Origin of the sequence: Dyella sp. (assembly GCF_035685885.1) — a bacterium.
In the GTDB taxonomy this organism is placed as follows: Bacteria; Pseudomonadota; Gammaproteobacteria; order Xanthomonadales; family Rhodanobacteraceae; genus Dyella.
In genome coordinates this window covers 1-11,558 of record NZ_DASRZX010000004.1, presented here as the reverse complement: position 1 = coordinate 11,558, position 11,558 = coordinate 1, and the positions used below count along the sequence as shown (strand labels likewise).

The 11,558-nt window shown below is 65.9% G+C and carries 13 protein-coding genes; 6 read left to right on the top strand and 7 right to left on the bottom strand.

All coding sequences use genetic code 11. From position 1 onward, the window contains the following. The 3 genes from VFG49_RS00925 to pdxH all read right to left on the bottom strand — a co-directional run. The coding region (locus tag VFG49_RS00925) for a helical backbone metal receptor (RefSeq protein WP_324857461.1) at positions 1–702 on the bottom strand (702 nt) is incomplete at its 3' end. A gap of 4 nt (positions 703–706) precedes the next feature. Beyond that, positions 707–1,144 carry a secondary thiamine-phosphate synthase enzyme YjbQ gene (locus VFG49_RS00920; RefSeq protein WP_324857458.1) on the bottom strand — a complete coding sequence of 146 codons (438 nt, stop codon included), beginning with the start codon at positions 1,142–1,144 and terminating at the stop codon, positions 707–709. A 29-nt stretch (positions 1,145–1,173) separates the two neighbouring features. Beyond that, entirely contained in the window at positions 1,174–1,761 is a 588-nt protein-coding gene (gene pdxH / locus VFG49_RS00915) for a pyridoxamine 5'-phosphate oxidase (protein WP_324857456.1), read from the bottom strand. Positions 1,762–1,801: 40 nt separating this feature from the next. On the opposite strand from pdxH, the gene VFG49_RS00910 reads away from it, so the two are divergent. Further along, positions 1,802–2,626, top strand: a complete 825-nt coding sequence (locus tag VFG49_RS00910) for a kinase (RefSeq protein ID WP_324857453.1) — start codon at positions 1,802–1,804, stop codon at positions 2,624–2,626. Here VFG49_RS00910 and VFG49_RS00905 read toward each other — a convergent pair whose 3' ends face one another. Next, complete coding sequence (locus VFG49_RS00905; protein ID WP_324857451.1) at positions 2,627–2,971, bottom strand: YbjQ family protein; 345 nt, start codon at positions 2,969–2,971, stop codon at positions 2,627–2,629. It abuts the gene before it with no gap. Between the two features lie 88 nt (positions 2,972–3,059). After that, entirely contained in the window at positions 3,060–3,893 is an 834-nt protein-coding gene (locus VFG49_RS00900; RefSeq protein ID WP_324857449.1) for an NAD-dependent epimerase/dehydratase family protein, read from the bottom strand. A gap of 58 nt (positions 3,894–3,951) precedes the next feature. Between VFG49_RS00900 and VFG49_RS00895 the strand changes: the two genes are divergently transcribed. The 5 genes from VFG49_RS00895 (at position 3,952) to VFG49_RS00875 (ending at position 10,340) form a co-directional block, all read left to right on the top strand. After that, the gene (locus VFG49_RS00895; protein ID WP_324857447.1) at positions 3,952–4,491 is read left to right on the top strand and encodes a shikimate kinase; all 540 of its coding nucleotides are present in this window, start codon (positions 3,952–3,954) and stop codon (positions 4,489–4,491) included. Further along, complete coding sequence (aroB, locus tag VFG49_RS00890) at positions 4,488–5,585, top strand: 3-dehydroquinate synthase (RefSeq protein WP_324857445.1); 1,098 nt, start codon at positions 4,488–4,490, stop codon at positions 5,583–5,585. Before VFG49_RS00895 ends, aroB begins: the two co-directional genes overlap by 4 nt. Before the next feature lie 220 nt (positions 5,586–5,805). Beyond that, positions 5,806–6,066, top strand: coding sequence for a WGR domain-containing protein (locus VFG49_RS00885; protein WP_324857443.1), 261 nt, complete (start codon positions 5,806–5,808; stop codon positions 6,064–6,066). Between the two features lie 113 nt (positions 6,067–6,179). After that, positions 6,180–7,247 carry a uroporphyrinogen decarboxylase gene (gene hemE / locus VFG49_RS00880; RefSeq protein WP_324857441.1) on the top strand — a complete coding sequence of 356 codons (1,068 nt, stop codon included), beginning with the start codon at positions 6,180–6,182 and terminating at the stop codon, positions 7,245–7,247. A gap of 285 nt (positions 7,248–7,532) precedes the next feature. Beyond that, positions 7,533–10,340, top strand: a complete 2,808-nt coding sequence (locus VFG49_RS00875) for a valine--tRNA ligase (RefSeq protein WP_324857439.1) — start codon at positions 7,533–7,535, stop codon at positions 10,338–10,340. Positions 10,341–10,429: 89 nt separating this feature from the next. Here the strand turns inward: VFG49_RS00875 and rimI are convergent, their stop codons facing one another. Together rimI and VFG49_RS00865 are read right to left on the bottom strand one after the other, a co-directional pair. Beyond that, positions 10,430–10,906 (bottom strand): ribosomal protein S18-alanine N-acetyltransferase, encoded by a 477-nt coding sequence (rimI, locus tag VFG49_RS00870; protein ID WP_324857437.1) that lies wholly within the window; start codon positions 10,904–10,906, stop codon positions 10,430–10,432. Positions 10,907–10,911: 5 nt separating this feature from the next. Further along, positions 10,912–11,379, bottom strand: a complete 468-nt coding sequence (locus VFG49_RS00865; RefSeq protein WP_324857435.1) for a hypothetical protein — start codon at positions 11,377–11,379, stop codon at positions 10,912–10,914. Positions 11,380–11,558 lie beyond the last annotated feature (179 nt).

The following is an 11,558-nucleotide window of genomic DNA, read 5'->3' as shown; positions in this document are numbered from 1 at the left end:
GTGCCGCACAGCGGGAATCGCACCCCAACCATCGCGCGCCGCCACTTTTTCCGGCCGGAACCGTTTGCCGCACCACGAGCCCAGAATGATGTCCGGCGCTTGCTGCACGACCTCCCCCGGGTCGGCAAGAATGCGGTGCTTGGCCAGCGACTCACTCGCCATCTGCGGAAACACATCGTCGCCGCCTGCGATGCGGACCAACTCCGCCACCCAGCGGATGCCGGTGATCAACGGCTCGTCCCATTCCTCGAAATAGACCTTCGGGCGATGGCGGAAACGCGCTGCGGCGGCCTGGATATCAGCGATGTGTTGCTCGGCACGTTGCGCGTAGGCCTCCGCTTTCTCCGCCGCTCCCACCATGGCACCAAGGCGGCGAATGTACGAGAGGATGCCGTCGACGCTGCGATGGTTGCTGATCCAGACCTCCACGCCCGCCTTGATCAGCTCGCGTGCAATGTCGGCCTGGATGTCGGAAAAGCCGATGACGAAGTCCGGCCGCAGTTTGAGGATCTCATCGATCTTCGCGCTGGTGAACGCCGATACTTTCGGCTTCTCCTTGCGTGCCCGCGCAGGCCGCACGGTGAAGCCGGAGATGCCCACGATGCGATGTTCCTCACCGAGCGCGTACAACACCTCGGTGGGTTCTTCGGTGAGGCAGACGATGCGTTGCGGGTAGTGGTCGGATGTCGGTACGTCGGTCACGCGTTCAATGTCCCAGCACGGTCACCGTGAGCTTGCGCTGGTGCGGATCAAGCCGGTGTTCCCAAAGATAAATGCCCTGCCACGTGCCCAGCTGCAGCTTGCCGCCGTGCACGGGCACGACCAGGCTCACGCCGGTGAGGATGGCGCGGACATGCGCTGGCATGTCGTCGGGGCCTTCCTCGTCATGGCGGAAAATCGCATCGCCGTCGGGCACCGCGCGGCTCAGCCAGCGTTCCAGGTCGTCGCGAACCGTCGGGTCCGCGTTTTCGCTGATAAGCAGCGAGCAACTCGTGTGCAGGCTGAAGATGTTCGCCATGCCGGTATGCACGCCACTGGCCGCGACGACATCGCCGATCTTGTCGGTGATCTCGGTGAAGCCACGGCCGCGCGTATGCACGGTAAAGCCATTCTGGACGACGTGACCGGCGGGCGCTGCACGCATGCTTCAGGTCTCCGGATGGCGGATGCTGTTCAAGGATAGAGCAGGCGGCTGGTCCAGGTCTGGCCGTGGCGGCTCCAGCGCACGCGTTCGTGCAGGCGGTACTCGGCGCCATACCAGAACTCGACCATGTCCGGCTCGATCACGAAGCCGCCCCAATGCGGTGGGCGCGTCACATCGCGGCCTTCGAATTCTTTTTCGTAACGCTCGTAGCGCTGTTCGAACGTGTCGCGATCGGGCAGCGTCTGCGACTGCAGCGAGGCCCAGGCGCCGATCTGGCTGGCGCGTGGTCGCGTGGCGAAATAGGCATCGGATTCCTCCGCTACCACCTTGCGCGCAAGGCCCTCGATGCGCACCTGGATACCCTGGCGCAGCAGCTTCCAGTGGAAGCACAACGCGACCTGGCCGTGGGCCTCGAGCTGGGCGCCCTTGTCGCTTTCGTAATTGGTGTAGAAGCGGAAACCCCGCTCGTCCACGCCCTTCAGCAGCACGATGCGTGAACTCACGCGCCCGGCGGCATCCACCGTGGCCAGGTTCATCGCCGTCGGTTCGGGCTCCCCCGCCACAACGGCCTCTTCCAGGAGCTGCGCAAAGGTGTCAAGGATCTCTGGTTTCAGCATGGGGTCTTGAATCGTGGCCGGCTCGCGCCATCATGGCGGGATGTCTCCAGATGCTAGCACGCAGAATTCGACCCTGGCCGGGCACCTGCTGGACCAGTTCGCTGGCCGCGTTGCCCGCGCCCGGCGCCCCTACCTGCTGGGACTTTCTGGTCTGCAGGGCAGTGGCAAGAGCACCCTGGCGCGTGAAATGAAAGTGCAGGCCGAGGCGCGCGGCTGGGCCACCGAAGTACTGTCGCTGGACGATTTTTATTACGGCCGCAGCGAGCGCGACGTGCTGGCGCACCAGATCCATCCCTTGCTGCGTACCCGTGGCGTGCCCGGCACGCATGAAATCGAACTGCTGATGTCGGTGCTGGCCGCGCTGCCCGAAGCGGACAAACTTCCGGTGAGCCATCCCCGCTTCGACAAGGGGCGCGATACACGCATGCCGCCGTCGAAATGGACCAGCGTGACTCGTCCACCCAAGCTGGTGATCCTCGAAGGCTGGGCGATTGGCCTGCGCCCGCAGACGCTGGCGGCACTGCACGAACCCGTCAACGCGCTCGAGCGCGAGGAAGATCCCGAAGGCATCTGGCGCCACTGGGTCAACAAGCAACTGCGCGCTTACCAGCCGCTATGGCGCAAGCTCGACGCGTTGATCGTGCTGCAGGCGCCTAACTGGGACATCGTGCGCAAGTGGCGCAGCGAACAGGAAGAAGAACTGCTGGCCCGCCACGCACCACTGGCGATGGACGCCGACACCATGGTGCGTTTCCTCGCCCACTTCGAGCGACTGAGCCGGCATGCACTGGCCACGCTGCCCGAGCTGGCAGACGTGTCGGTCGAGTACGACGACAACCGTCACGTCATCGCACTCAACCACTGATCACGCCAGCGGCTCCACCTGCACGGCGGTGCCGTAAGCCAGTACTTCGGTGACGCCTTCGGCGACGTCGTTGGCGTCGTAGCGCATCGCGATCACCGCGTTGGCGCCGCGCTCGGCCGCATGGCGCATCATCAGCTCGAAGGCTTCCTCGCGCGCGTGCTCGCACAGCTCCGTGTAGATCGAGATGTTGCCGCCCACCAGGGTCTGCAGCGCGGCGCCCAGGTTGCCGATGACGCTGCGTGAACGCACCGTGATGCCGCGCACGATGCCCATCGGGCGAACCACGCGATAGCCGGGAAGCTCATTGCTGGTGCTGATCATGTGAAGCGGAATGGTGGCGGGCATGAACCGGTCTCCTGAGGGCTTTGCAGGCATGATCGTCACGCCCGCCAGCGCCTTCGGCCAGTGCCTTTGCTCACATGCCCGGATGGCCTCAGGTCCGGATCAACGCGCCGTAGCCTTCCCGCGCATCCGGCCAACGCGGCTGAAAGCCACTCGCCCGCAGGCGGGCATTGCTCAGGCGCTTGCTTCCCACGCCCGCAGGCGGTGCGCCCCCTGCTGGCTCCGCTACGCCTAGCAAGTGGGCCACGTGGTCGTACAGGACATCGAGCCGCAGCGGCGTGTCATCGACGCCCAGGTACAGCGGCGCGGGGTCAGGCAACGAAAGCACGTGCGCGATGGCGCCTGCGGCATCATCCACATGGATGCGGTTGGCCCAGTGAGGAACGACACGCGGCACGCGCACGTTGCCTTCGCGCAGGCGATCAAGCAGATGCAGCCGGCCCGGACCGTACAGGCCGGCAAGCCGCAACACGGTGGAAGGCACCGGCTGGGCCCCCAGCCATCGCTCAGCTTCCAGCAACACGGCACCGTTGAATCCCGGTGGATCGGCCGGTGTGTCTTCATCCACCCAGCGGTCGCCGTGCTCGCCATAGACGGCCGTGGAAGACACCAGCACCACGCGTTGCAGCGCCGCTGCATCCATCGCGTCGAGCAGGTGGCAAAGGCCACCGACGAACAAGGCCCGATAGGCCTCGCGGTCGCGTGCGTCGGGTGTCGGCAGGTAAACCAGCTGGTCGATGTGGTGCGGCAGGTGGCACAGGGTTTCCGGGCGCGTCAGGTCGCCTTGCAGCCACTGGATGCCCTCACGGCCGGGAAGCACGGCACTGCGGCGCATCGCCCAGACCTCGTCGCCGCGCGCACGAAGACGCTGCGCCAGGCGCAGCCCGACGTCACCGCAACCTGCCACCAGCACGCGTGCACTCATGCGCCACGCCCCGGCAACCGGCTCAACCGCGGGGTTTCGCCCCTGTTAGCATGCAAGCATGAATCCATCGTGCAACCTGTTCATCGTCGGTCCCACCGGCGCCGGAAAGACGTCCATCGGGCGCCGCCTTGCCGAGCATTATGGGCTGAGCTTCGTCGATCTCGACCAGGAGATCGAGCGGCAGTGCGGGGTGCCGGTGAGCGCGGTGTTCGAGATCGAAGGCGAAGCGGGCTTCCGCCTGCGCGAGAGCCAGCTGCTCGACGAAACCAGCCGACGCAACGGCATCGTGATGGCCACCGGTGCCGGCGCCGTGCTTGATGCCACCAGCCGACAGCGGCTGGCCGATCGTGGCTACGTGTTGTGGCTGCAAGCGACGCTGGAGCAGCAGCTGGAACGACTGGCACAGGATCGCCAGCGTCCGTTGCTGGCCACCGGCGACCGCGCCGAACGCCTCAGCACCATGTCGCGCGTGCGCACGCCGTTGTACGAGGAAATTGCCGACCTGGTGATTCCCGGGGCCCACGAACATGTCCACGCTGCCAGTGCGCGCAGCATTCTCCTGATCGATCAGCATTGGCAACGACAGCACGCCGCATGAGCACATCTTCTTCTCCCCGCACGATTGACGTCGCCCTCGGTGACCGCAGTTATCCGGTATGGATCGGTACCGGCCTGCTTGCCGATACGCAGCGCTGGCGCGCCGCATTGCGGGGCAAGCATGCGCTGGTGATCAGCAACACCACGGTGGCGCCGCTCTATCTCGATCGCGTATCGCAAGGGCTGGACGGGCTGAAGTGGTCGTCGTTCCTGCTGGACGATGGCGAAGCGCACAAGACTTTTGCCAACGTGGGCCGCGCGCTGGAGGCGCTGGCACAGCTCGGCGCCACGCGCGATGCCTGCGTGGTGGCATTGGGCGGTGGCGTGGTGGGCGATCTGGCCGGCTTCAGTGCGGCGTGCTGGATGCGCGGCATCGACTTCATCCAGATGCCTACCACCCTGCTTTCGATGGTGGATTCTTCCGTCGGCGGCAAGACCGGCGTGAACCTGCCTGCAGGCAAGAACCTCGTGGGCGCGTTCCATCAACCCCGCGCCGTGGTGGCCGACCTCGACACGCTGGCCACGCTGCCTGAGCGCGAATACCGCGCGGGTCTCGCTGAAGTGGTGAAAGGCGCGGCGATCGGCGACCCCGCCTTCTTCGCCTGGCTGGAACAGCACGCCGATGCCCTGAACGCGCGCGAGACCTCGCCGCTGATCGAGGCGATCGCGCGCAAGGTGCAATACAAGGCTGGCGTGGTCGCGCGCGACGAGACGGAACAAGGCGAACGCGCCCTGCTCAACCTCGGCCACACGTTCGGCCATGCGCTGGAAACGGCCGGCAAGTACAAGGTTTTGCTGCACGGCGAAGGTGTCGCCATCGGCATGTTGCTGGCCGCCCGGCTTTCCGAACGCCTGGGCATGAGCGAAGCCGGCGACACGGCGCGCCTTCATCGCCTGCTGGAATCGCTGGGCCTGCCCACGTCGGTCCCCGCAGGCATGGACCCGGCACAACTGCTCGCGCTGATGCGGCTGGACAAGAAGAACCTAGCCGGCACGCTGCGGTTGATACTTTGGCGTGGCGTGGGGCGTGCGGAAATCATCAACGGGGTAAGCGAGGCCGATGTGATGGCCGTGCTGGAAGCAGCCACACACTGATCGGCACGCTCCCCTGTAGGAGCGCACCCAGTGCGCGACCGCGGAGTAACGGCGTTACCGCTACGCGACGTCCTCCCGGGGATAGGCTTTTCGCGCACTGGGTGCGCCCCTACAGAGGCTGGAAAACAACGCGGCGCGTCGCCGCGCTCGCCCCGGTGCGCCAAGCCTTCTAGAATGCGGTTTCCGCGGCTCACGCCAACCCTTTCGAACCCGACCGCCGATGCGTCTCTACCTGCAAGCCATGCCCGCCACCGCCGAGGCGCCGCGCTATGTCCAGATCACGCTGGAGCAGGACCTGCTTGGTGGCTGGACGCTGTATCGCGAATCGGGTGTGCAGGGCGGCAAGGCCACGTTGAAGCGCGAGCAGTTCCTTGAGCGCGACGACGCCCTCGTCGCCTTCGAAAAGGCGCGCGATGCTCAGATCAAGCGCGGTTTCCGCGTGATGTTCAGCCAGGGGCTGGATGGCCCTTATGGTTCTTGAGAAGTGAGTGCGCAGGAGTGAGAAGTGAGAGAGAGCACGGCACTTCCGCGCCCTACCCACCCCTTCCTCCCGCTTCTCATTCCTGCGGAATCACTCCTCTCCCCGGATTTCCCATGACCGACGTGCTCCAGAACGACCGTTTCCTGCGTGCCCTGCGCCGCGAACCCACCGACACTACGCCCGTGTGGGTCATGCGACAGGCGGGCCGCTACCTGCCGGAATATCGCGCCACGCGTGCGCGCGCCGGCAGCTTCATGGCGCTGGCGCAGAGCCCGGAGCTGGCCTGCGAGGTGACGCTGCAGCCGCTGGAGCGCTTCGAGCTGGATGCGGCGATCCTGTTCTCCGACATCCTCACCGTTCCCGATGCGATGGGCCTGGGACTCAACTTTGCCCAGGGCGAAGGGCCGCAGTTCGCTCACCCGGTGCGCAGCAAGGCCGACATCGAAAAGCTCGGCGTGCCGGACATGGAAGGCGAGCTGCGCTACGTGATGGACGCGGTGCGCCTGATCCGCCAGGAACTGCATGGCCGCGTACCGTTGATCGGTTTCTCGGGCAGCCCGTGGACGCTGGCCTGCTACATGGTGGAAGGCCAGGGCTCGCGCGACTTCGCCCGCCTCAAGGCGATGTGCTGGAGCGATCCCACCCTCGCCCATCGATTGCTGGACACGCTCGCCCAGTCCGTGGCCGCCTACCTGATTGCCCAGGCCGCCGCCGGCGCGCAGGCGCTGATGGTGTTTGACACCTGGGGCGGCCTGCTCGGGCCAGCGCCGTTCCGCGAATTCTCGCTGCGCTATATGGCGCAGGTGGTCGATGTGCTGAAGGCGAATGCCGCCAGCCGCGACTTGCCGGTCATCCTGTTCTCCAAGGGAGCCGGCCAGCATCTGTCCGCCATGGCCGATACCGGTTGTACGGGCCTGGGCGTGGACTGGACCATCGACCTGGCTGACGCACGCCAGGCAGTAAACGGCAGCGTTGCCCTGCAGGGCAACCTGGACCCGGCCATCCTGCTGGCCAGCCCGGACGTGATCCGCCGCGAGGTACGACGCGTACTGGACAGCTACGGCAACCACCCAGGCCATGTATTCAACCTGGGCCACGGCATCACGCCGGAAGTGAATCCCGAGCATGTGAAGGTGCTGGTGGACGAAGTGCACGCTTACGGGCGGCAGCTGCGGGGCTGAGGGCCGGGTGACTGGACGGAGCGTATGGCCGATATCCACGGCATCCTCTCCTAATCCGTCATTCCCGCGAAGGCGGGAATCCAGTGCCTTTGAGGCGCCAGTTTTTCGGCAAAACGATGAAAGTCGCTGGATTCCCGCCTTCGGGGAATGACGGTGAGGGGTACCAGACGTACCGGGCTGCCGGCAGCCCGCCAGAAATGGCACCCCAGCCCCCCTCCCCGTACAATCGACCCTTTCACGTCCAGTCCCCACGCGCCGCCCTCGGCGCGCAATCGCGAGCCCCCGATGGAAAAGAGTTTCGAGCCCGGCCAGATCGAATCGAAGTGGTATGCCGCCTGGGAAGCCAGCGGCGACTTCAAGCCGTCCGGCCAGGGCGAGCCGTACTGCATCCTGCTGCCCCCGCCGAACGTCACCGGCACCCTGCACATGGGTCATGCGTTCCAGCAGACCGTGATGGACATGCTGATCCGCTACCAGCGCATGCGCGGCATGAACACGCTGTGGCAGGTGGGCACCGACCACGCCGGCATCGCCACGCAGAAAATCGTGGAGAACCAGCTCGCGGTGGAGAACAAGACGCGCCACGACCTGGGTCGCGAAGCCTTCATCGAGCGCGTGTGGCAGTGGAAGGAAGAATCCGGCTCCACCATCACCAACCAGATGCGCCGCCTGGGCGTGGCCGCCGACTGGTCGCGCGAACGCTTCACCATGGATCCGGGCCTGTCCGAGGCCGTGCGCAAGGTGTTCGTCGAGTGGTATCGCGCCGGCCTGATCTATCGCGGCAATCGCCTGGTGAACTGGGACCCGGCGCTGGGCACCGCGGTGTCCGACCTTGAGGTGAACAACGTCGAGCGCGACGGTCATATGTGGTCGATCCGCTACTTCACCGCCGACGGCAAGGACAGCGTCGTGGTCGCCACCACGCGTCCGGAAACCATGTTGGGCGACGTCGCCGTGGCCGTGCATCCGGAAGACGAACGCCACGCGCGCCTGATCGGCCAGAGGCTGCGCCTGCCGCTGTCGGGCCGCGAAATCCCGGTCATCGCCGACGACTATGTCGATCGCGAATTCGGCACGGGCTTCGTGAAGATCACCCCGGCGCACGACTTCAACGACTACGCCATCGGCCAGCGCCACAACCTGGCGCCGATCAACATCTTCACGCTGGACGCCAAGGTCAACGAGAACGCGCCGGAGAAGTACCGCGGCATGGACCGCTACGAGGCGCGCAAGGCCGTGCTGGCGGACCTGGAAGCCGAAGGCCTGCTGGTCGAAACCAAGCCGCACAAGCTGCAGGTGCCGGTGAGCCAGCGTTCCGACGCGGTCATCGAACCGATGCTCACCGACCAGTGGTTCCTCGACCTCACCAGCGAGAAGGGTCGCAAGGAAATCACCGAGCCGGCGCTGGACGCCGTGCGCGGCGGCGAGATCAAGTTCGTCCCGGAAAACTGGAGCACGACGTACACGCAGTGGCTGGACAACATCCAGGACTGGTGCATCAGCCGCCAGCTGTGGTGGGGCCATCGCATCCCGGCGTTCTACGACGAGGCGGGCAATATCTTCGTGGGCGAGGACGAGGCTGATGCGCGTGCGCACGCCGCGACGACGCCAGTTGGCGCGCTGCGCCAGGACGAGGACGTGCTCGATACCTGGTTCTCCTCCGCGCTGTGGCCGTTCTCCACGTTGGGCTGGCCGATGGACGGCCCGGTGAAGGACGAGCACGGCAACGTGGTCGCCAACTGGGAAACCGACAACGTCTTCCTGCCCAGCGCCGTGCTGGTCACCGGTTTCGACATCATCTTCTTCTGGGTCGCCCGCATGGTGATGGCGACCAAGTACTTCACCGGTCGCGTGCCCTTCAAGCACGTCTACATCAACGCCATCGTGCGTGATGCCGAAGGCCAGAAGATGTCCAAGTCCAAGGGCAACACGCTCGATCCGCTCGACCTGATCGACGGCATCGAGCTGGAGCCGCTGGTGGCCAAGTCCACCAAGTCGCTGCTGATCCCGCAGGTGCGCGAGAAGGTGGAGAAGCGCATCCGCAAGGATTACCCGAGCGGCATCCCCGCCATCGGCACCGACGCGCTGCGCTTCACCTTCGCCGCGCTGGCCAGCTACAGCCGCACCATCAATTTCGACATCAAGCGCGCCGAAGGCTACAAGGCGTTCTGCAACAAGCTGTGGAATGCCGCGCGCTTCGTGCTGATGAACCTGCCCGAAGGCGAGCTCGCCGCGCCGGTCAACGGCCCAGTGACGGAAGCGGAGCGCTGGATCCTCACGCGCCTGAAGCAGACGCTCAACGACGTGGAACAGCACTTCGCCAGCTACCGCTTCGACCTGCTCGCGCAGGAGCTGTACGAGTTCACCTGGAACGAGTTCTGCGACTGGTTCCTGGAACTGTCCAAGCCGGCACTGAATGGCGATGACGCTGCGGCTGCCGCTTCCACGCGCCACACGCTGGTGGTGGTGCTGGAAACCATCCTGCGCGCACTGCATCCCATCGTACCCTTCATCAGCGAGGAGATCTGGCATTCGGTGGCGCCGAAGCTTGGCCTCGACGCGAAGTACTTGCTGGAGCGTCCGTGGCCGCGCGCCGACGAGATCGTCGCCGACGACGACGCCACTGCCGAGATCGAGTGGTTCAAGAACGTGCTGAGCGGCATCCGCCGCATCCGCGCGGAAATGAACATCGCGCCGGGCAAGACCATTCCGCTGCTGCTCGCCGACGGCAACGCTACCGATCGTGCACGCGCCACCAAGTTCGCCGCACAGATCAGCTTCCTCGCCCGCGTGGATGCACCGCAGTGGATCGAACCCGGCGCGGACGAACCCGCCGCCGCCGCCGCGGTGGTGGGCTCGATGCGCGTGCTGATCCCGCTGGCCGGCCTGATCGACCTCAGCGCCGAAAAAGCACGCCTGTCCAAGGAAATCGCCCGCATCGAAGGCGAGATCAAGAAGTGCGAAGGCAAGCTGGGCAACGCCAACTTCGTGGCGAATGCACCGGCTGAAGTCGTCGCACAGGAACGCCAGCGCATTACCGACTGGACCACGCAGGCCCATGCCTTGCGTGAGCAGGCGCAGAAGCTGGGGTGAAAGAGCGAGGAGTGAGTGAAGAGGAGTGAGTAGTTGGAGAGAGCTCTCTCTGGTTTCTCACTTCCCTTCACTCACTACTCGCTCTTCCATTACTCGCTCTTCTCCACCAGATCCCGCGCCATCACGATGGCATCCTCGCGCCCGTCCCTGGCCGGGTAGTACTTCGGTCGCCGGCCGATTTCCTCGAAGCCCATCGAGCGATACAGGCTTTGCGCCACCGGATTGGACGGCCGAACTTCCAGGAACACGCGCGCCGCGCCATTCCACCGCGCAATATCCATCAGGCGCCGGAGCAGGAAACGCCCGAGCCCCAGGCCCCGATAGTCAGGCCCCACGCACACGTTGAGCACGTGCGCCTCGCCTGCCGCAACGGACAGCACGCCGTAGCCGGCGATCACTCCGTCCACCCACATCGTCCAGCTGGGATGGCCGGCCTTGAGGCAGTCACTGAAGATGCCGGGGGTCCAGGGGAAATCGTAGGAAGCCGCTTCCATCGCTGCGACGATAGCCACGTCGTCACGTCGCATGGCGCGGATCTCGGCATGGGGACGAGCCACGGCGACCATGGCGTTCAGTCCACCGGCGGGGACAGCGCGCGACGCACGCTGCGCAGGGCGTTCCACAGCCGGCGCTTGCCGGCGCCGGAGGCGAGGACACTGGAAGGCTCGTCGGCCAGCACGATGTGCGCCCGGCTCAATTGGTCGGCCGGCAGTTCGCGTCCCAGGGCATGGGCCTGGGCTTCGCCAAACACCAGATAGGCACGCGCTTCCGGGGCGGACGGTAATCGGCCGTTGCTGACCTCGATACGCGGAGCACGCGCCAGGCGCGGGCCGGCGGTCATCAAGGCGCGACCCACCAGGTCCAGCTCGCGTGGCGAGCAGCCGGCCGGCAACAGCACGACACAGTCCCCTGCGGCGACCACGGGCGCGGCTTCCGCTACGGCCTCACCAGCCACCGTGGCAGCACGGCGCACCCAGGGCGTGATGCCTAGTGCGCGCAGTACGTGGGCGCGATGTCCTGAGTCGGCGGGCACGGCCATGTCAGGCCACTCCCCGGCGGCGGCGGTGCGTGGCGCGACCCCACAGCGTCATCAACGGACCGGACAGCAGGTAAAGCGTGAAGACGACAAACAGCACGCGCGGCGGATCGACGAAGAACGGCACCAGCACCAGCACCGCCACGATGATCCACAGGAACGGCACGCGGCCATCGCCCATC